21 protein-coding genes are annotated in these 18,588 nt (G+C 62.8%); 9 read left to right on the top strand and 12 right to left on the bottom strand.

From position 1 onward, the window contains the following. Positions 1-33 precede the first annotated feature (33 nt). Positions 34-945: a PhzF family phenazine biosynthesis protein gene (locus NMG80_RS32125; protein WP_254021839.1), complete on the bottom strand. Its 912-nt coding sequence runs from the start codon at positions 943-945 to the stop codon at positions 34-36. 127 nt (positions 946-1,072) lie between these two features. Between NMG80_RS32125 and NMG80_RS32120 the strand changes: the two genes are divergently transcribed. From NMG80_RS32120 to NMG80_RS32105, 4 genes are all read left to right on the top strand, one after another. Next, positions 1,073-2,365, top strand: coding sequence for an efflux RND transporter periplasmic adaptor subunit (locus tag NMG80_RS32120; protein ID WP_254021838.1), 1,293 nt, complete (start codon positions 1,073-1,075; stop codon positions 2,363-2,365). Between the two features lie 4 nt (positions 2,366-2,369). Continuing rightward, the gene (locus tag NMG80_RS32115; RefSeq protein WP_436798732.1) at positions 2,370-3,074 is read left to right on the top strand and encodes an ABC transporter ATP-binding protein; all 705 of its coding nucleotides are present in this window, start codon (positions 2,370-2,372) and stop codon (positions 3,072-3,074) included. A 2-nt stretch (positions 3,075-3,076) separates the two neighbouring features. Continuing rightward, entirely contained in the window at positions 3,077-4,294 is a 1,218-nt protein-coding gene (locus NMG80_RS32110; RefSeq protein ID WP_254021837.1) for an ABC transporter permease, read from the top strand. 117 nt (positions 4,295-4,411) lie between these two features. Continuing rightward, the gene (locus tag NMG80_RS32105; protein WP_254021836.1) at positions 4,412-4,654 is read left to right on the top strand and encodes a hypothetical protein; all 243 of its coding nucleotides are present in this window, start codon (positions 4,412-4,414) and stop codon (positions 4,652-4,654) included. Between the two features lie 32 nt (positions 4,655-4,686). On the opposite strand, the gene NMG80_RS32100 is transcribed toward NMG80_RS32105, so the two are convergent. After that, on the bottom strand, positions 4,687-5,403 hold the full coding sequence (locus NMG80_RS32100; RefSeq protein ID WP_254021835.1) for a hypothetical protein: 717 nt from the start codon (positions 5,401-5,403) through the stop codon (positions 4,687-4,689). A gap of 150 nt (positions 5,404-5,553) precedes the next feature. Beyond that, positions 5,554-6,666, bottom strand: a complete 1,113-nt coding sequence (locus tag NMG80_RS32095) for an endonuclease/exonuclease/phosphatase family protein (RefSeq protein WP_254021834.1) — start codon at positions 6,664-6,666, stop codon at positions 5,554-5,556. Between the two features lie 166 nt (positions 6,667-6,832). Here NMG80_RS32095 and NMG80_RS32090 point away from each other — a divergent pair, with 166 nt between their 5' ends. After that, positions 6,833-7,438 (top strand): BA14K family protein, encoded by a 606-nt coding sequence (locus NMG80_RS32090; RefSeq protein WP_254021833.1) that lies wholly within the window; start codon positions 6,833-6,835, stop codon positions 7,436-7,438. 186 nt (positions 7,439-7,624) lie between these two features. Then, entirely contained in the window at positions 7,625-7,909 is a 285-nt protein-coding gene (locus tag NMG80_RS32085) for a PilZ domain-containing protein (protein ID WP_254021832.1), read from the top strand. Between the two features lie 109 nt (positions 7,910-8,018). Here the strand turns inward: NMG80_RS32085 and ilvC are convergent, their stop codons facing one another. Both ilvC and NMG80_RS32075 read right to left on the bottom strand, forming a co-directional pair. Beyond that, on the bottom strand, positions 8,019-9,038 hold the full coding sequence (gene ilvC, locus NMG80_RS32080; protein WP_254021831.1) for a ketol-acid reductoisomerase: 1,020 nt from the start codon (positions 9,036-9,038) through the stop codon (positions 8,019-8,021). Between the two features lie 88 nt (positions 9,039-9,126). Then, positions 9,127-9,825 (bottom strand): TetR/AcrR family transcriptional regulator, encoded by a 699-nt coding sequence (locus tag NMG80_RS32075; RefSeq protein ID WP_436798736.1) that lies wholly within the window; start codon positions 9,823-9,825, stop codon positions 9,127-9,129. A 181-nt stretch (positions 9,826-10,006) separates the two neighbouring features. Here NMG80_RS32075 and NMG80_RS32070 point away from each other — a divergent pair, with 181 nt between their 5' ends. Next, positions 10,007-10,435 (top strand): anthrone oxygenase family protein, encoded by a 429-nt coding sequence (locus tag NMG80_RS32070; protein ID WP_254021829.1) that lies wholly within the window; start codon positions 10,007-10,009, stop codon positions 10,433-10,435. A gap of 200 nt (positions 10,436-10,635) precedes the next feature. Here NMG80_RS32070 and NMG80_RS32065 read toward each other — a convergent pair whose 3' ends face one another. Beyond that, positions 10,636-11,046 (bottom strand): winged helix-turn-helix transcriptional regulator, encoded by a 411-nt coding sequence (locus NMG80_RS32065; RefSeq protein ID WP_254021828.1) that lies wholly within the window; start codon positions 11,044-11,046, stop codon positions 10,636-10,638. A gap of 136 nt (positions 11,047-11,182) precedes the next feature. Here NMG80_RS32065 and NMG80_RS32060 point away from each other — a divergent pair, with 136 nt between their 5' ends. Beyond that, positions 11,183-12,073: an SDR family oxidoreductase gene (locus NMG80_RS32060; protein WP_254021827.1), complete on the top strand. Its 891-nt coding sequence runs from the start codon at positions 11,183-11,185 to the stop codon at positions 12,071-12,073. A gap of 255 nt (positions 12,074-12,328) precedes the next feature. On the opposite strand, the gene NMG80_RS32055 is transcribed toward NMG80_RS32060, so the two are convergent. Next, positions 12,329-14,242, bottom strand: a complete 1,914-nt coding sequence (locus tag NMG80_RS32055) for a potassium transporter Kup (protein ID WP_254021826.1) — start codon at positions 14,240-14,242, stop codon at positions 12,329-12,331. Between the two features lie 103 nt (positions 14,243-14,345). Then, on the bottom strand, positions 14,346-15,086 hold the full coding sequence (locus NMG80_RS32050) for a pyridoxine 5'-phosphate synthase (protein ID WP_254021825.1): 741 nt from the start codon (positions 15,084-15,086) through the stop codon (positions 14,346-14,348). A gap of 112 nt (positions 15,087-15,198) precedes the next feature. Here NMG80_RS32050 and NMG80_RS32045 point away from each other — a divergent pair, with 112 nt between their 5' ends. Next, on the top strand, positions 15,199-15,603 hold the full coding sequence (locus tag NMG80_RS32045) for a SpoIIAA family protein (RefSeq protein ID WP_254021824.1): 405 nt from the start codon (positions 15,199-15,201) through the stop codon (positions 15,601-15,603). Positions 15,604-15,661: 58 nt separating this feature from the next. Here NMG80_RS32045 and NMG80_RS32040 read toward each other — a convergent pair whose 3' ends face one another. From NMG80_RS32040 to nthA, 4 genes are all read right to left on the bottom strand, one after another. Beyond that, entirely contained in the window at positions 15,662-16,789 is a 1,128-nt protein-coding gene (locus NMG80_RS32040) for an ATP-dependent DNA helicase (RefSeq protein WP_254021823.1), read from the bottom strand. A 140-nt stretch (positions 16,790-16,929) separates the two neighbouring features. Beyond that, positions 16,930-17,316, bottom strand: coding sequence for a nitrile hydratase accessory protein (locus NMG80_RS32035; RefSeq protein WP_301943411.1), 387 nt, complete (start codon positions 17,314-17,316; stop codon positions 16,930-16,932). Beyond that, a complete protein-coding gene (gene nthB, locus NMG80_RS32030) occupies positions 17,303-17,962 on the bottom strand; it encodes a nitrile hydratase subunit beta (protein ID WP_254021822.1) in 660 nt (219 codons plus the stop codon). Before nthB ends, NMG80_RS32035 begins: the two co-directional genes overlap by 14 nt. Then, positions 17,959-18,570 carry a nitrile hydratase subunit alpha gene (gene nthA / locus NMG80_RS32025; RefSeq protein ID WP_254021821.1) on the bottom strand — a complete coding sequence of 204 codons (612 nt, stop codon included), beginning with the start codon at positions 18,568-18,570 and terminating at the stop codon, positions 17,959-17,961. Before nthA ends, nthB begins: the two co-directional genes overlap by 4 nt. Positions 18,571-18,588: the final 18 nt, after the last annotated feature.

Here is an 18,588-nt window from a genome sequence, read left to right as displayed (position 1 = left end):
AGCAGAGACCCTAGGATGACGAAGCATGGTATGTCAGACGAACATCCGGGCTTCCGCCACCTTGACGGCATGGCCGCCGATGCGGGCGGCGGCCAGTTTGCCACCTTCGACATTCAGTTCGAGGCGTATGCGCGAAGGCCGGCCCATCTCCAGGCCTTGCTCGATCCAGAGTTGTGAAACACCCTCCCTCGGGCCATCGTAGTGCATAATCGCGCCGGCGAAGGCGGCGGCCGCCGAACCGGTCGCCGGATCTTCATAGGAAGGATTGCTCGGCACGATCATGCGGACATGAAAGGCGCTGTCGTGGTTCACCGTCTCGCGGCAATAGACATACGGGCTGGCGAGGGCCCAATCGCTCTTGCGGGGCGCCAGTTCCGACCACGCCTGGTTATCCAGCCTTATCCGGGCCGCCGCCTCCAGATCGGCGACCGGGATGGTCACGTAGGGCACGCCGGCCGACCAGAACGAGACGCGGTGGTTTTCGAAGCCGATTTCGTGCGGCCCCAGGCCAAGTGCCGCCCCGATCGCCTCCGGGTCGGCGGACAGTTCCAGTGGCTCCGGCAGTTTGGCCAGGTCGAACTCGGCAAAGCTGGCGCCATCGTGCTTGCTGACGGCGCAGCGCACCGGGCCGATATTCTCCTCCAGGACGAAGATGCCGGCGGTGTCGCCATCGCCAGCCATTTCGGTAAGCGCAATCGCCGCGCCCACCGTCGGATGGCCGGCGAACGGCATCTCATAATCGGGCGTGAAGATGCGGATGCGGGCACGGTGCTTGGGATTGTCAGGCGGCAGCACGAAAACGCTTTCCGACAGGTTGAACTCGCGCGCGATGGCCTGCATCGTCGCCGTGTCCAGCCCTTTGCTGTCTAGCACGACGGCAAGCGGATTGCCGGCCAGCCGCTCGGTGGTGAACACGTCGTAAAGTAAGTAATTCCGGGTCGACATTGTAGAAAGCCTTCTGCCTCAATCCCACGAGGGGCCCAAACATGGGCGAAATTTAATTTGATATTTGAACCATTCGGCCTGATCAGTGGCACCGATTGGGACATCACTGGTATTATAGGGGTCCGGCGTGGACCAGATTGTCAATCTGCCAAAGACGGAATCCACTTCCGACATAGAGACGGCACTCGGGCTTGACCACCTGGGTCTGAAGAAGAAACGGCGTCGCGGCTGGCTTTATGGCCTGCTTGTGCTGGTCGTCGTCGCGGCAAGCCTCACCGGCTACCAATGGTATGCCGCGTCTCCCGCCAAGGTCGACTATACCACTGTGCCGGCCGCTGTCGCCGATCTCACGGTCGAAGTATCGGCGACCGGCACGCTGCAGCCGCTCACCCAGGTCGACATTTCGAGCGAACTGTCCGGCGTCGTCCGCTCGGTCGCGGTCAACGAGAACCAGCAGGTGAAGAAGGGCGATGTGCTGGCGGCGCTCGATACGGCCAAGCTGGAGGTGCAGGTCGAGCGCGCCGAGGCTTCCGCCAAGGCGGCGGCCGCCAATGTCGAGACCGCCACCGTAACCCTCACCGAAAACGAACGGGCGCTTGCGCGCGCGGCGGCACTCACCAAGCGCGGCATGGCGACGGACCAGTCGCTTGAAGCGGCGACAGCGACGCGCGACCGCTCCAAGGCAGCGCTCGACAGCGCCAAAGCCAGTCTGGCCATCGCCAATGCCGATCTCAAGGCGCAGCAGACGGACTTCGCCAAGAGCACCATTTATGCGCCCATCGACGGCATCGTTCTGACGCGCTCGGTCGATCCCGGCCAGACGGTTGCGTCCTCGCTGCAGGCGCCGGTGCTGTTCGTCATCGCCGCCGACCTCAGGAACATGGAGTTGAAGGCGGCGGTCGACGAGGCCGACATCGGCGCGGTCAAGCCCGGCCAGCATGCCCGCTTCACCGTCGACGCCTTTCCCGAACGACCGTTCGATGCCGAGATCCGCGACATTTCCTATGCCTCGGTCACCACCGACGGCGTCGTCACCTACGACGCGCGGTTCGAGGTCGACAACAACGAGCTTCTGTTGCGGCCTGGCATGACTGCCACCGTTTCGGTCGTCACCAGAGAGGCCAAGGGCGTGCTCACCGTGCCGTCGACAGCTTTCCGTTACCGGCCGGCGGCATCTACTGCCCGCGCCGGGAGCCTGAGCGACCTGTTCACCGGCCGCATGGGCCGCCCAGGCGGCAACCGCCAGCGCCAGGCGACGGCGCAGCCCACCGACGGCTCGCGCACGCTCTACGTGCTGGAGAATGGCCGGCCTCGGCCGGTCAACGTCAAAGTCGGCTCCACCGATGGCGAACTGACCGAGATCACCTCCGGTCTCGCAGAAGGCGCGCAAATTATCACCGCAGCGCAGCAGCGGAGCTGAAATCATGTCAGGCTCGCGGCTCATCACCTTCGACAAGGTCTGGAAAAGCTATGGCCAGGGCGAGGCCACGGTCCATGCGCTGGCCGGCGTCGATCTTGCCATCCGCAGCGGTGAATTCGTCGCCATCATGGGTCCGTCCGGCTCGGGCAAGTCGACGGCGATGAACATCATCGGCTGCCTCGACACACCGACGGCCGGCACCTACAGCTTCATGGGCATCGATGCTGGCCGCCTCGACCGCAACCGCCGCGCCATGCTGCGCAACCTCTATGTCGGCTTCGTCTTTCAGGGCTACAATCTCCTGCCGCGCACCACCGCGGTGGAAAATGTCGAACTGCCGCTGATCTATCGCGGCGTCGCCGCCCGCGAGCGTCATGACCTGGCCATGAAAGCGCTGGCCGAGGTCGGCCTTGTCGGCCGCGAGCACCACACGCCGGCCGAGCTCTCGGGCGGCCAGCAGCAGCGCGTGGCGATCGCACGCGCCATCGTCACCAGGCCGACGCTGCTCGTCGCCGACGAACCGACCGGCAATCTCGACACCGCACGCACGCACGAGATCATGGAGCTCCTGACGCGGCTGAACACTGAGCTTGGCCTGACCATCGCCATGGTCACACACGAGGCCGATGTCGCGTTCTATGCCGGCCGCACGATCCGCTTCCTCGACGGCCACGTCGCCTCCGACGCTGTGAATCTCGAGGTGGTGTAACCATGATCTGGGAAACCGTCCGCCTCTCGCTGCTATCGGTCCGCCGCAATGTGCTGCGCTCGTTTCTGACGCTGCTCGGCATCGTCATCGGCGTTGCCGCCGTCATCGCCATGCTCACCATTGGCTCGGGCACCACCGAAAAGGTAAAGGCCGACATTTCCAAGCTCGGCAGCAATTTGCTCGTTGTCCGTCCCGGCCGCCCGGCCGGGCCCGGCGGACCGGGAGGTCTCGACCAGGCCACCCGTCCGCTCGGCAGCAAGGAACTTGCCGCGCTCGTCGCACACCTGAGCGGCGCCCGCGCCATCTCGCCAGCCTCGCAAAAGCAGGTCCGCGTCATCTTCAGCACCGAAAGCCTGACGTCGGGTGTCACCGGCACCGACAGCGCCTATCTCGACGCGCGCGACTGGAAGCTGGTTTCGGGCCGCCCGTTCAGCGATTCGGAAAACCGCTCGGGTACCGGCGTCTGCCTGATCGGCGAAACCGTGCGCCAGCAGTTCTTCGGCGCCGGCGACCCCGAAGGCGAGATCATTCGCGTCAACCGCACCTCGTGCAAGATCATCGGCCTGCTCGAGCCGAAGGGCTATACCGGCTTCGGCCAGGACCAGGACAATGTCGTGCTGATGCCGCTCGCCGCCTACCAGCGCCGCATCGCCGGCAACCGCGACATCGACTCGATCTACGTCGCCGCCGACGACAGGACGCCGACCACCGAGCTGCTGCCGCGCGTCGAGGACATTTTGCGCGATGCACGCCGCATTCCGCCGGACCGCGAAGACGACTTCTCGATACGCGACATGACACAGATCGCCGACGCCATGGCGAGCGCCACCACGACGATGACCGGCATGCTGGGTGCGGTCGCCGGCGTCAGCCTGTTGGTCGGCGGCATCGGCATCATGAACATCATGCTGGTGTCGGTCACCGAGCGCACCCGCGAGATCGGCATAAGGCTGGCTATCGGCGCGCATGAAAAGCACATCCTCATCCAGTTCCTGGTCGAGGCGACCGTGCTGTCGCTGCTCGGCGGTCTCATCGGCATCCTGATCGGCCTGACGCTTGCCGGCCTCGCCTCGCTGACGCTGGCCATCCCGTTCGCGCCAAGCCCGGCGGTAATCCTGCTCGCCGTCGGCTTCTCGGCGCTGATCGGCATGGTGTTCGGCTTCTTCCCGGCACTGCGCGGCGCGCGGCTCGATCCGATCGACGCGCTGAGGCATGAATAGCGCGGCGGAACGTGCGTCGCCTTCTGACCCATAATTCTCGCGTTGTCCGCATCCTGGCCTCTGTCGCCGTACAATCCGCGGTGATAGCAATTGCCTTGGGGCGTGCGGAACAGTGGAATGAGCAAGAAAGAACGAGCGATTTTGGTGGCGGTGATCATCGAGGCCGCGTTGGCGGGGCTTTGGTGGTATCTGGCCAGCTATGGCATGGCCAATCCCGATCATGTCACCGCCGATTTCCAGCAGGTTGTCGGTCAGACGATGGGAACGGCGATGGGTGCGCTGCTGGGCATCGGCGTCATGCTGTTTTTCGTCGCCGCCCGCAACGACCGCAAAACCATCGAAAAGAAAATGCGTCGTTAACCCCTGTCGACAAAATATCCCCAGTCGGCAAACTATCCCTTGCCGGCAAAATGCCATTCGATCAGTGGCTTCATATGCGGCATCAGCCCGTCCGGCAGGTCATCGGCATTGCGGATGACGACAGGCCCATCGATTTCCGGCTCTGCCTCGGCGGCGACAAAGGCACTGATGCGCTGCGCGATCTCGTCGGCGGATGCCGTCTCGCGATAGCGGCGAAAGATTACCGTGCCGGTTGCCGTCGACAGGGCATAGTAGCGCCTGCCGCGTGTCGCGCCGGCAAGGTCGAGGCCGGTTTCTTCCCGCACCTCGCGGATCATGTTGAAGTCGACATCGACAAGGCCATCGCGGAAATCGGTTGGCTCGAACGAGCCGGCGGCGAAATAGACACGCCCTGCATTGACGGTGTGCGACGCCATGCGGATCGCCACCAGCGCATTGTCGCCGGCGACCAGCATGGCATGGGCATAGGCGTGCTCGGCCCCAACCACCTGGCGATTGCCGCGCCAAAGCATGAAGGTCGAGTAGCGCACCGCATGGCAGCGGCCGACGAGGCTGCTGTCGCGATAGCGGAGCGCCGAAAGCAGCACCACGGTGCCGTCGAACAACGCCGGGTTGGCCGCGGTTTCGCGTCGCCAATTCTCGGCGATCGCTTGCGCATTATCGCGCTCGAACGGATGCGGGCCGGGGTCGAGCCTGACGTCGACGGCGTCGACCGGCAGGATGATGTTGCGCGGCAGGTCGAAGTTCATCTTACTCTGAGGTGTGTTGAGATTCAGGTCAGGCCGAGCCGAAAATGGTGGTTCCAAGAACCGGAGCGGAGCGTACTTTTGGGTACGTGAGCACCGGAAGCGCAGGAAGCCGCCGTTTGCAGGCCGGCATCACTTGAATATCAACACACCTCAGGCCATGTCCAGGGTGATCGCCACAGGACAATGGTCCGACGCCTTCGGCCGGTCCCAGCCGCAACGCGGAAACCGGTCCACATCCTGGCCTGCCGGAAAGATCGTGCGCCAGGGCTGACCGTTGCGGATGATGTCGGGAACGGCGGTCGCGTTTCTGGCTGCCAGTGCCTTCGACAACAGGATGTAGTCGAGCTGGCATAGATGCCGCTCTTGCGGCCCGCGCGTATGGTATAAGGTCCAACGGTCCATCTCCGGGCGCCGCTCGACCGCATTCTCGCAAAAGCCGCCGGCGGTGAGCACGTTGAGGCAGGACTGGCTCTCGTCGATCACCTCGAAGCGGTAGCCGTCAAAGGCATCGCCGGAGATCTTCAGGCGCTGCCGATAGTCGTTCATGTCGCCGCAGATCGCCCAGTTTTTGTCGGCGGCGTGATCCCCGCCGAAACGCTCCTCGATGATCCGGCGCACCGCTTGCGCCTCGGCGATGCGCAGCGGCATCGTCGCCTGGCGTCCGTCAAGACCGTTGCGGGGCGAGCCCATCGACTTGAAATGCACCAGATAGAGCGTCAGCGGCACGCCGCCGACAGTCAGGTCGATTTCCAGGCAGTCGCGCCGGAAGATGCGCTGGTTGGCCTGATGCCCCAACGCTGCCAGCTCCGGCGTGTGCAGGCCGAATTGCTCGAACGTGACATAGGCGTGGCTTGTCATGCGCACGAATTCGATCGGCTGGCCCTGCGCGGTCTCGTTGCGCATCATCACGGCGACGTCGATGCCGCGCGAATCGTTGCCGGCGGTGGTGTATTTCTGGCGGTAGCCATGCCCGACCATCTTGAACAGATAACCGTATTCGAAAGCCTTCAGCGCCTCGATATTGTCGACCTCCTGCATGCAGATGATGTCGGCGCGGGTGGCCGCGATGGCCAATGCCGTCAGCTGGCGCGTATCGTCGGATTGAGCGATCGCCCGCGCCTGCTCCAGCACCTTGTATTCGGCCTCGCTCTGGATGTCGAAGAGCGCCAGCGTGCGATCTTCGTTGAGCTGGTTGCGGTATCCGGAAAAATCGAACCTGTTCACCAGGTTTTCGACATTGAAGGTGGCGAGGCGCAGCGACATGGTGGTGACCTTTGCCCACAAGCGCGGCCGAAAACAAGGGCCCGCCCTGCCCGTCATGGTTGACGAAATCTTTCCGTTCATCCTCCGTTCAGATGGAAAGTTCCATGAATAAGGTTCTTCCTCGGGGTATTCTGGGCGTGGGGCCTGAAATCACTTGGAGAGTGCAATGAAACCGCTCTTTTCTTCCACGGTCAAATCCGGGCTGATAGCCTTGGGTCTCATTTCCGGCATCACCGCACCGTCCACCGCCGGCCCGATCATGCAGCCGGATCTGTCGGTTCCCACCAGCACCGCTGCCCCGAGGATCACACCTGTCCGCGACAGCTGGGCGGGCGGCAACGACCGGCAGTTCAACAGCAACTGGCAATGGCGTCGTCATGACGGGCGTCGTTTCGCAAGGTCGGGCAATTGGGACCGCGGTAACTGGAACCGTAGAAACTGGAATCGCAGACACTGGAATGGCGGGGATGACTGGCGTTGGCGCCATCATCGCCGCTATTACCGCGGTGGCTACTATAATGGCGGTGGCTACTACAATGATGGTGCGGGCGCCGCGATTCTGGGCCTGGGCCTGGGGCTCGGTCTTGGCAGCATGTACAACAACTACAACTACTACAATGCGCCGGCGCCGCGCCGCTATTATCGTGCAGGGCGGCTTTCCAGCGCCCATGTCCGCTGGTGCTACGACCGCTACCGGTCTTATCGCGCCTGGGACAACACGTTCCAGCCCTATGGCGGTCCGCGCCGGCAGTGCTGGTCGCCTTACAGCTGAGTGGTGCGACTGATGAACGCCAAACGGCGCCGCGCCTCGCGGCGCCGTTTTCACCTACACTATCCTTCTCCTGAACTCTTCTCCGCCCGGGCAGGGCACCACGAAATCGTTTTCGCCGCCGACGATAACGCTATGTTTATCAGGCAGGCCTAAATATCTTGCCGATCGCACCAGGGACCATGCGCGATGGCTGAAGACGAAACCAGGGACAAACGCAGGCAGCGCGTCTTCAAGGGCGCGACGATCCTGACCGGCATGACCAGGTCCGAGGTCACGTGCACGGTGCGCAACATGCATGACGGCGGCGCCGAACTGAAGGTCTCGATCGACGCACGCGTGCCCGACGAGTTCCTGCTCTATGTGCCGACCGACGGCATCGCCTACAAAGCAGTGGTCCGCTGGCGCCGCGAGGACCGCATCGGCGTGATGTTCACCGGCACCGAGCCAAAGCCTCACTGGCACTACGGCTAAATCCCTGCACGGCGTTCTCCAGCCAGCTAACCACCCGGCCTTCATGTAAAAAAAGCCGGCGGAGCGCGCCGCCGGCTTTTCTGTGCAATGATAAAAGTGCGGATTTCGATCAGTTCTTGGCCTTGTCGACCAGCTTGTTCTTCGAAATCCACGGCATCATCGCGCGCAGCTTGGCGCCGACTTCCTCGATCTGATGGCTGTCATTGTTGCGGCGGATGCCCTTGAAGCGCGACATGCCGGCGCGATACTCCTGCATCCATTCCGAGGTGAATTTGCCGGTCTGGATGTCCTTCAGCACGCGCTTCATCTCGGCCTTGGTCTCGGCGGTGATGATGCGTGGGCCCGAAACATATTCGCCCCATTCGGCAGTGTTCGAGATCGAGTAGTTCATGTTGGCGATGCCGCCTTCATAGATCAGGTCGACGATCAGCTTGACCTCGTGCAGACATTCGAAATAGGCCATTTCCGGCGCGTAGCCGGCTTCCACCAGCGTCTCGAAGCCAGCGCGGATCAGCTCGACCAGACCGCCGCACAGCACCACCTGCTCGCCGAACAGGTCGGTCTCGCATTCCTCGCGGAAATTGGTTTCGATGATACCCGAACGGCCGCCGCCAACGCCGCAGGCGTAGGACAGAGCGAGATCAAGTGCATTGCCCGAAGCGTCCTGATTTACCGCGACCAGGCACGGCACGCCGCCGCCCTTCTGGTATTCGCCGCGCACCGTGTGGCCGGGTCCCTTCGGCGCGATCATGACGACGTCGACCGAGGCTTTAGGTTCGATCAGGCCGAAATGCACGTTGAGGCCGTGGGCAAAGGCGATCGCCGCGCCATCGCGGATGTTCGGCGCGATTTCGGACTTGTAGATGTCGGCCTGCAGCTCGTCCGGCGTCGCCATCATCATCAGGTCGGCCCATTTGGCGGCGTCCGCCACGCTCATCACCTTGAGCCCATCGGCCTCGACCTTCTGGGCGGTGGCCGAGCCGGCCTTGAGGCCGATGGCGATTTCCTTGACGCCGGAATCCTTGAGATTGAGCGCATGCGCCCGGCCCTGGCTGCCATAGCCGATGATGGCGACCTTCTTGCCCTTGATCAGGTTGAGATCGGCGTCGCGATCGTAGTAGACACGCATTTTTCTTCCTTCCCGTTTTCGAATTCAGAGCATGATGCCGAAAAGTGTGAAGCGGTTTTCGGACGACATCATGCTCTATCTCTTTGATTTAGAGCCGGATGATTTCAGGTCGACTTGACCTGAAATCATCCGGCTCTAGGGGGCCTTGTGGCCCGGTTTTTGCTCCGTAAAGAGCGAGAAACTGCTGCGTCGCCCGGACGGCATCGCCGCCAATCGCCGCATCAGTCAATTTTAGCTGGTCGCCGAGCAACAGGCGGATCTGCACGTCGCGGGCGACCAGCCCAAAAAAGGTGCGGAACGCCACTTCGGCATCCGAGAACTCGAGAAGCCCGGCCTGCCGACCGGCCTCCAGCACCGGCTTCAGGCGCCGGGCCAGCGCGAAACGCCCGTTCTCCAGCACGATGGCGCCGAGATCATCATTCCCCGAGCCAGCCCGGCCAATGGCGACGCGGTTCAGCGCGATCGATGTGTCGCTCGAAATCACCTTGAGCCAGTCCGAAGCGAAACGTGCGAGGCTCACCGTCAGCGAAGCAAGGGTAAGCCCCTTGCCGTCGACCGGCACCACCCGCACCTTGGAGGCCTGCCATTGAACAATTGCCGTCAACAGCCCGTCGCGATCGCCGAACCATTTGTAGAGCGTTTCCTTGGAACAGCTTGCCCGCCGCGCCACGGCGGTCATGGTCAACTGATCGCCCTCCTCGACCAGCAAGCGAAGTGCCGCGTCGAGCACGGCTTTCTGCCGCTCCGTCAGCGCTTCGCTGGTGTCAATGTCGACGCTTGCCTGCAACACACTCTTTTCCTGCTCGATAACGGCGGCGGCCAGGGCAGTACCGTACGTTACGGTTCGGCATGTCTATGACGTGTTGTCGGATCCGGTGCAAGCCCTATCTCCGCTTTTTGACGCTCCTAAGCCGGAATGGCCGCCACCGGAACGGCCACCGCTCGAACGGCATGTCGCGGAGAGAAAAATGCTCGTCGGCCTGCTTGCATTGACTGTTGCCGCCGCTTTCGCGGGCGCCGCCACCTATATCAGCGTTGCCGAGCAGCCGGCGCGGCTTCGCCTCGACGACCGTGCACTGCTGCAGGAATGGCAGCCTTCCTACAAGCGCGGCGCCGCCATGCAGGCGTCGATTGCCGTCGTCGCCTGTGTTCTTGGTGTCGTTGCCTGGTGGCAGACCGGCAGTCTCGCCTATCTCATCGGGGCGGTGCTGATCATCCTGCCATGGCCATGGACGCTGATCGCAATGATGCCGACAAACCGGTTGCTGGAGGCGATGGACGCGGCCGCCACCAATCCGCAGGCCCGGCCGTTGATCGTCAAATGGGGCAATCTGCATCTGGTTCGCGTCATGCTTGGCGTGCTGGCGGCACTGGCATTTCTTTGGGGCAGTGCCTGACGGCTGCAATCGACCTTCAGCGCCAGCGGGACAACATCACTCCGGCGGATGACGCAGCCGCCCCAGCAGAGCCGACGAGGAGCGAAGAGTTCGCACCTTTCGAAACTCATCCGCCGCAGCGAGGCGGCCACCGCGCTTCTTTGATACCTATCCGCCTGAACGGATCGATCCCAGCCACCATCCATCCTTCTGGGAGTTGGTTACGCGTCGGCAGCGTCAAAAGCGGTGCGCGCGGCGCGCACCGCGCCATGATTGAGCTCGGCCCATTGGAGCAGCTGATGCAGGGGCCTGAACATCGAGCGTCCGAGATCGGTCAGACTGTATTCGACGCTCGGCGGCTTGGTCGGGAACACCTTGCGATGGACATAACCGTCGCGCTGCAAATCGTGCAGCGTCTGGGTGAGCATGCGCTGTGAAATGTCGGGCACCAGCCGCCGCAATTCGCCGAACCGGTACGGCTTTTCGGCCAACGCCATCATCAGCAGCGAACTCCATTTGTTGCTGATGCCCTGGATCACATCGCGCACCGGACAGTCCGCTATGTTGCCCCCGCCGCTGCCCGCTTTGTAAATCTCGAGCTTCGATCTCAGACTGACGACCTTGCTGTCCATCGCTGGTTCCCTGCGCCTGTCTACCTCCCGCAAAACTGCCTTCTTTACGAGGGTCAGTCAATTCCTATTTTAGTGCTGGTCTCTTTTTGAGACTTATATGAGCACCCGCCGCTCCGGCGCAACGACAGGACTTCCCATGACCGATACCCTTCTCGTCACCGGCGCCTCCGGCCAGCTCGGCCGCGGCGTCATCCATCATCTGCTGGACACGCTCAAGGTTCCGCCCGCACGCATCATCGCCACCACTCGCAATCCGGAAAACCTCGCCGAGCTGGCGGCGCGCGGCGTCATCATCAGGCAAGCCGATTTCGATGACATCGCGTCGCTCGTCGAAGCATTCAAGGGCGCCGACAGGGTCCTGATCATCTCAACCGACGAGCTCGCACTTCAGGGCAAACGCTTGAAGCAGCACCAGACCGCTGTCGCAGCCGCCAAGACGGCCGGCGTTTCACATCTGCTCTACACCTCTATGCCCAATCCTGAGCCGGGATCGCCGGTGCTGTTTGCGGGCGATCACTACGGGACCGAGCAGGCGATCAAGGCGAGCGGCATCCCCTACACGATTTTCCGCAACGGCTGGTATCAGGAGGACCTGTTCTTGTCGCTGCCGCACGCAATTGCCTCGGGACGCTGGTATACAGCCGCAGCCGACGGCCGCATCGCCCATGGTGCTCGCGACGACATGGCCGCGGCGATCGCTGCCGGCCTTACCTCAGGCGCCACCGAAAGCACGACATACACGCTGACGGGACCGCAGGCCCATACGGTCGCCGAGATCGCGTCACTGGTGACCGACGTCACCGGCAAGCCCATCGAGGTCGTCCAGCTTTCGGACGAGGCGTTGACCGAGGGCCTGAAGGCTGCCGGCGTTCCCGAAGGTTTTGCCCCAATCGTCACTTCCTTCGACACCAACACGCGCTCCGGCCGCATCGGCATGGTGACCGACGCGATCGAGACGCTTTCAGGCAGGAAGCCGCAATCGCTGAAGCAGTTTCTCGAAGCGAACAAGGCAGCGCTAGCCGGCTGAGCCAGAAATAAAGATGAGAGTGCCGGACTTCCGAAGCCGGCGGGACAGCGCCCAGGACAGCGCCCCCTCTGTCCTGCCGGACATCTCCCCCACTTGGCGGGAGATCGGCAGCTTCGGCCTACAGCCTTCCTGCGACGCTGAAGATTGGCGAAAGCCTCGGTAACGGCCAATCTCCCCCCTTGTGGGGGAGATGTCCGGTAGGACAGAGGGGGGCGCGAAGGATCGCAACGGAGCGGGTCACTATTTGCGCCGGCTTTAGATAGCGACCTGCGTTCCGATCTCAACAACACGTCCGGTCGGAATCTGGAAATACTCCGTCGCATCGGCTGCCGTGCGCGCCAAGCCGATGAACAGCTTGTCCTGCCACACCGGCATGCCGGAGTTGGGTGACGCCTTGAGCGAGCGCCGCGACAGGAAGAAGGAGGTCGTCATGATGTCGAACTTCCAGCCCTGCTTGCGGCAGATCGCCAGCGCGCGCGGGATGTTGGGCTGCTCCATATAGCCGAAGGTCAGCGTCACCCGCATGAACAGCTCGTTGATCGTCTCCATCTTGACCCGCTCGCTATCGGGCACCATGGGCTGCTGCGCCGTCACCACCGAGAGGATGACGTTCTGTTCGTGCAGCACCTTGTAGTGCTTCAGACTGTGCATAAGCGCAGTCGGCGCGCTGACCGGATCGCTGGTCAGGAACACCGCCGTGCCGGACACCAGCTGCGGCTTCTTCTTCAACAGATTGGCGGCAAGGAAATCGAGCGGAATCTCGTTCCTGCGCGTCTTGTCGAACAGATAGCGGCTGCCGCGTATCCAGGTCCCCATGACCAGCCCCATGATGCAGGCGACAGCGATCGAAACCCATCCGCCTTCAACGAATTTCACGATATTTGCCAGGAAGAAGCCGGTGTCTATCGTGCCAAAGAGCAGCGCCAGCGCCGCAGCGAGCGCGGCCTGCCATTTCCATTGCCACCGCATCACCACGAACAGCAAAATCGTCGTCATCAGCATCTCGCCTGTCACCGAAATTCCATAGGCGGAAGCCAGCGAGCTCGAACTGCCAAAGCCGACGACCAGCAGCATCACGCCGAGCGCGAGAATGAGATTCACGCGCGGCATGTAAATCTGGCCAAGCTGCATCTCGGAAGTATGCTGAACTTCGATCCTCGGCAGAAGGTTGAGCTGCACCGCTTGCCGGGTCAGCGAAAACGCCCCGGAGATAACGGCTTGACTGGCGATGACAGTCGCCGCCGTTGCGAGCCCGACCATCGGTATCAGCGCCCAATCCGGCAGCATCTGGAAAAACGGATTGTCGGGCACTCCCCCGTGAGCAAGAACGAATGCACCTTGCCCAAAATAGCTAAGCAGCAGGCAGGGGAAGACGATCCAGAACCAGGCCAGCACAATTGGACGGCGACCGAAGTGTCCGAGATCGACGTAAAGCGCTTCAGCACCGGTAACCGCCAGAAAAACCGCGCCGACGGTGAGAAACGCGCCCGCTTTGGCCTCGGCAAGGTAGACGACTGCATAGTAGGGGTTGATTGCCAGGAGCACCGAGACATCGTCAAGAATGTGCACCAATCCGGCAATGCCGATCGCCAGAAACCAGAGCGCCGTCACCGGTCCGAAAACCGAGGCCACTCTGCCGGTCCCGAAGCGCTGCACGGCAAACAAGACGGCAAGGATCACCAAGGTGATGGGAACCACATATGGATCGAATGCCGGGGTCACGACGCTCAGCCCTTCCACCGCTGAAAGCACCGAAATGGCCGGCGTTATGATCGCGTCGCCAAAAAACAGCGCGGCTCCGCAGAGACCGATGGCAAGAATGATGCCGGAACCAGCCGGATAGGCTTTCCGGGCCAGCGCCATAAGCGACAGGGTACCGCCTTCACCCTTGTTATCCGCCCGAAGCACGAAAGCGACATACTTTATGGTCACGATAATCGTCAGTGCCCAGACGATCAGCGACAGAATGCCGAGCACGGCACTGCGCGGATCGGTGCCGGACGAAGCATGCAGTGCCTCGCGAAGCGCATAGATAGGGCTGGTGCCGATATCGCCATAGACCACGCCGAGAGCGCCCAGCATCAAAACCTTGGTGCTGTGCTTTTCGACCTCAGGATGGCTTGATTGTTCGACTGGTTCTGCCTCACTACCACTGTTGGTAAGGGCCATGGACGACACTCCGATAAGCGCGCGGTGCTCTACGCTTGCTGCGATGCAATATCAAGTGCCCCAACGTGATGGCTGCCATGTCCGCAAAGCGAGGCTTCCATCTCTACCACCCACAGGCCTTCAGGAATCTTTTGACCGTGCCGGCCATGCCATACTCCAACGCATCGGCTGTCAACCCATGTCCGATCGACACTTCGGCCAATCCCGGGATGCGCTTTGCCAATGCCGGCAGGTTGTTCACCACCAGATCGTGGCCGGCATTGACCTGAAGCCCGGCGGCAAGCGCGGCGTCCGCGGTTTTTCCCAATCTTTCCAGCTGATTCGCCGCTTTTGCCGAATCGGAATGACAGCTGCCATATGGACCGGTGTAGAGCTCAATCCGGTCGGCGCCGGTGTCGCGCGCGGCGTTCATGCCTGCCGGATCCGGGTCGGAAAACAACGACACGCGAAAGCCCCTCTTTTTCAGGCGTTTGACGATCGGTGTCAGGAACGCCGCCTCGGCGGCAAAGTTCCAGCCATGGTCGGAGGTGGCCTGGGCAGGGTCGTCGGGCACCAGCGTCACCTGCTCAGGCTGGTGCTTTTCCACGAGCGCCAGGAAATCCTCGCTCGGATAGCCCTCGATGTTGAATTCTGCCTTGGGGAATTCGTCGTCGATCAGCGCCCTGATCTCCGGCAGGTCGGAATGCCTGGTATGCCGCTCGTCGGGCCGCGGATGCACGGTCAGCCCATGCGCGCCCGCGGCAAGTGCGATGCGTCCGAGCCCGGTGACGCTTGGCCACGGCAGGTCGCGCCGGTTGCGCAGCATGGCGATGGCATTGAGATTGACGGAGAGCTTTGCAGGCATTGGTTCTCGGGTCCGGATGTATTTGCGGCCATCTATACCGCCTTTGGCGGGAACAGACAGGGGGTTTCCGGTGTTCCACAGGGACGTATAATATCCAGCGAGAGGAAGACCCGTGAATTATCTTGAAGCCGTGCCGGCGGTTCGCCGCATCGACACCGACCGCGACGACCTGTTCGCCATCGACGTCGTCGGCCATGTCACGGCTGCCGACGCCGAAAACCTGTTCGGATTGCTGGAGGCGGCCTACGCGCTGCACCCAAAAATCGACGTGCTGGTGCGCCTGATTGACCATGAAGGCGTCGATTGGGCCGATGTGTCGGACGAAACGCTTGAACAGGGCACGGCCCATGCCGTGGAGCATGTCGGCCGCTGCGCTGCGCTCGGCGAGCCGAACTGGGTGCCCAGCGCACAGAGCTTGCTGCCTGCTTCCTCGCCCGTCGAGATCAGGCATTTCGAGGCAGAGGACGAAGCATCCGCCTGGGAATGGCTCGGCGCCAGACCGCTAGCCCCACGCTGACGCAGTACGACCCCGTACCAGTCCCAGATTCCGAGTCCATGGGGGTTGCTCGATCCGCCTATCTGACGATCGTCAGCCGTTCGGCCGCGCGCGTGATCGCCGTGTAGAGCCAGCGCTGGCGAGTTTCCTTGAACGCCCAGCTTTCGTCGAAAAGCACGATCTCATTCCACTGCGAGCCTTGCGCCTTGTGCACCGTCAGCGCATAGCCATAGTCGAAATCGTCGAAGCGCTTTTTCTGCTGCCAGGGAATGTCGGCGTCCGGATCCTCGAACGCCGCCTTGAGCAGCTTGATCTTGGCGACGCCGCGGTCCGGATCGTCCTCCTCTGGTGAGACCAGCAGATTGATGCCGGGTTTCACCGTCTCGCGCGACGAGGTCATCACCTTCCACAGCGAACCGTTGAGCAGCCCTTTGGCCGGATCGTTGCGCAGGCAGACGAGCTTGTCGCCGGCCTGTGGAAAGTCGGCATTGAACCCCTTCAGCTCGCGCAGCCGCTGATTATAGCGACGCCGCGTCCTGTTGGTGCCGACCAGCACCTGGTCCGCCTTCAGCACCAGCTCCTGGGTGACGTCTTCCTTGCCGATCACCTGCGCCGCGCCATAGTCGCCGCGCATGAACTCGCGGCCCTCGCGCACGTCGAGCGCCAGCCGGATGATCGGGTTGTCGCGCGCCTGCCGGTGGATCTCGGTGAGCAGAATATCCGGTTCATGCTCGGTGAAGAAGCCGCCGCCCGAGATCGGCGGCAACTGGCCGGGATCGCCGAGAACCAGGATTGGCGTACCGAAACTCATCAGGTCGCGGCCGAGCTGTTCGTCGACCATCGAACATTCGTCGATGACGACGAGCTTGGCCCGCGAGATCGGGCTTTGCCGGTTGAGCGAAAAGGTCGGCGACATCGAAGTCTTGCCGGTCACCTCGTCCGAAACCGTCTCCTCGCCCTTCGGCCGATAGATCAGCGAATGGATGGTGCGGGCATTGACCGCGCCCTTGGAACGCAGCACCTGCGCCGCCTTGCCGGTGAAGGCGGCGAACTGCACCTGGCCGTCGACATGCTCGGCGAAGTAGCGCGCCAGGGTCGTCTTGCCGGTGCCGGCATAGCCGAACAGCCGGAACAGCTGCGGCTTTCCGGTCTTGAGCCAGGTGGCGACCGCCTTCAGCGCATCGTCCTGTTGAGGAGAGAATTCCATCAGCGCGAGAGACCGGATTCGCGAGGGAAAGACAAGGCCGACGGCACTAACCAAGTTCGTCGGCAACGGGCCGCACCGCCAATGATAAGTTATCAGGCAGAGATCGGAACGTAAAGAGAACGAAGTCGAGCCGCCACGACCTAGCCGGTCGGGCCGCCACGACCTTCGGTCGGGCTGGGATCGTTGTCGAGCAGGATCGGCTTGCCGTGCGGCGTTGCATGCGCGGCGCGTTCCCAGGCGGCAGCGAGCGCATCGATGTCGCCCTTGCCGGCAACGCCTTTGGCCGACAGCAGATTTTCCAGCGCAGCCAGCCAGTGCTCGTAATAATCGTGGCCATCGCTTGCGGCACCAGGCTGCTTGACCTCGGCGGACAAGGCGTCCGCCCATTCGCTCCACGAGAACAGGCCCTTGTCGTGCAGCGCAACCGTCATGGCAAAGGCTTCCGCCTGCCATGGCTCGGCGAATACCGGCGCATCGACGCCCGCCGGCAGCGTGGCGGTGACTGACTTCGCCTCACGCCGGCTCAAGATAGCTCTCCCAGGCGTCGATCGACACGGTCAGCGTCGGGTCGGCGCCCTCGCCCCAGATCTCTGCGCCGTCGAAAACCACGGTATAGACCCATTGCGGGTTTTCGCCTTGCCCATGCGCATTGGTGTCGGGGAAGACAAAACCGTCGCGCACCGCCTCGACGACGCCTTGCTTGCCGCGTGCGTAGCGTGGCAGCCTTGTGTGGCCGGTCGGATGAAAATTCTTCGTGCGCACCAGATCGCCTGCCTTGAACCGCGCCGGCGTGGCGATCGCCCGGTCGCATGGGCCGCCCTTGGCCAATACCTCAGGCACGTTTTCGGCCTTCAGCACTCGCTTTGGCATCGCGGCAGGGTCGACCGCCTTGCCCGCGGCCAGATCGCGGTCGCTGACGAAGCCGTGCCGCTTCAGCAAGGCTTCGAGCGCCTTGATCCAGATCTCGTAGTAGCTGGAGCCATAATAATCGGCGGGATGCAGCGATTCCCGCGCATGCCGGCTCTCATCGATGGTCCAGGCGCCCATGGCGCCGGCGCATAAGGTCACGCCAAGCGCCCGCCGTTCCCATTCGGCATGGAAACAGGGTTCGTCCTTTTCGGGTGCAACCGGCCCGAACCCCATCTGCCCGCCGAGATCCTGCGGCCCGTTCATGCCGGCCCCCGCGCCAGTCCGGTGCCGATCATCGCGTCGCGCGTCACCAGATCCGCCAGCTTCTCCTCGCTCCAGCCGTCGGTGCCCTTCGGCCGCATCGGCACGACCAGGTAACGCAGCTCGGCGGTAGAATCCCACACCCGGATCTTTGTCGTTGCCGGCAAGGTCAGCCCGAATTCCTCGAGCACGCCGCGCGGATCGATGACCGCGCGCGAACGATAGGGCGGCGCCTTGTACCAGACCGGCGGCAGGCCGAGCACCGACCACGGGTAGCAGGAGCACAGCGTGCAGACGACGAGGTTGTGCGTGTCCGCCGTGTTGAACACGGCTTGCATGTGCTCGCCCTGCCGGCCGGTGTAGCCGAGCGAGCCGATCGCCGCCGTCGCGTCGCGTTTCAGCCAGGCGGCAAAGTCAAGGTCGAGCCACGCCTTCGCCACCACCTTGGCGCCGTTGCGCGGACCGATTTTTGTCTCATAGGTGTCGACGATCACGTCGATCGCGGCCGGATCGATCAGCCCTTTCTGGGTGAGGATCGTCTCCAGCGCGCGCACCCGGGCGGCAAAAGGATCAAGCTCGTTATCGTGGTCGTGATCATGGTCGTGGGACATGGCCGTAAATTTACGGCT

Origin of the sequence: Mesorhizobium escarrei, assembly GCF_935825525.1 — a bacterium.
Classification (GTDB): Bacteria; Pseudomonadota; Alphaproteobacteria; order Rhizobiales; family Rhizobiaceae; genus Mesorhizobium; species Mesorhizobium escarrei.
Note: the sequence above shows the minus strand (reverse complement) of the source record. Positions and strands in the feature narration are given on the sequence as shown.

Excerpts from the sequence above, each read along its gene's own strand:
- NMG80_RS32085 (WP_254021832.1), top strand. The coding sequence starts at position 7,625 with ATGGCTGAAGACGAAACCAGGGACAAACGCAGGCAGCGCGTCTTCAAG.
- NMG80_RS32125 (WP_254021839.1), bottom strand. The coding sequence starts at position 945 with ATGTCGACCCGGAATTACTTACTTTACGACGTGTTCACCACCGAGCGG.
- nthB (WP_254021822.1), bottom strand. The coding sequence starts at position 17,962 with ATGAACGGGCCGCAGGATCTCGGCGGGCAGATGGGGTTCGGGCCGGTT.
- NMG80_RS32050 (WP_254021825.1), bottom strand. The coding sequence starts at position 15,086 with ATGCCTGCAAAGCTCTCCGTCAATCTCAATGCCATCGCCATGCTGCGC.
- NMG80_RS32100 (WP_254021835.1), bottom strand. The coding sequence starts at position 5,403 with ATGAACTTCGACCTGCCGCGCAACATCATCCTGCCGGTCGACGCCGTC.
- NMG80_RS32060 (WP_254021827.1), top strand. The coding sequence starts at position 11,183 with ATGACCGATACCCTTCTCGTCACCGGCGCCTCCGGCCAGCTCGGCCGC.
- ilvC (WP_254021831.1), bottom strand. The coding sequence starts at position 9,038 with ATGCGTGTCTACTACGATCGCGACGCCGATCTCAACCTGATCAAGGGC.
- NMG80_RS32055 (WP_254021826.1), bottom strand. The coding sequence starts at position 14,242 with ATGGCCCTTACCAACAGTGGTAGTGAGGCAGAACCAGTCGAACAATCA.
- nthA (WP_254021821.1), bottom strand. The coding sequence starts at position 18,570 with ATGTCCCACGACCATGATCACGACCACGATAACGAGCTTGATCCTTTT.
- NMG80_RS32105 (WP_254021836.1), top strand. The coding sequence starts at position 4,412 with ATGAGCAAGAAAGAACGAGCGATTTTGGTGGCGGTGATCATCGAGGCC.
- NMG80_RS32090 (WP_254021833.1), top strand. The coding sequence starts at position 6,833 with ATGAAACCGCTCTTTTCTTCCACGGTCAAATCCGGGCTGATAGCCTTG.
- NMG80_RS32095 (WP_254021834.1), bottom strand. The coding sequence starts at position 6,666 with ATGTCGCTGCGCCTCGCCACCTTCAATGTCGAAAACCTGGTGAACAGG.
- NMG80_RS32040 (WP_254021823.1), bottom strand. The coding sequence starts at position 16,789 with ATGGAATTCTCTCCTCAACAGGACGATGCGCTGAAGGCGGTCGCCACC.
- NMG80_RS32115 (WP_436798732.1), top strand. The coding sequence starts at position 2,370 with ATGTCAGGCTCGCGGCTCATCACCTTCGACAAGGTCTGGAAAAGCTAT.
- NMG80_RS32065 (WP_254021828.1), bottom strand. The coding sequence starts at position 11,046 with ATGGACAGCAAGGTCGTCAGTCTGAGATCGAAGCTCGAGATTTACAAA.
- NMG80_RS32110 (WP_254021837.1), top strand. The coding sequence starts at position 3,077 with ATGATCTGGGAAACCGTCCGCCTCTCGCTGCTATCGGTCCGCCGCAAT.
- NMG80_RS32070 (WP_254021829.1), top strand. The coding sequence starts at position 10,007 with ATGCTCGTCGGCCTGCTTGCATTGACTGTTGCCGCCGCTTTCGCGGGC.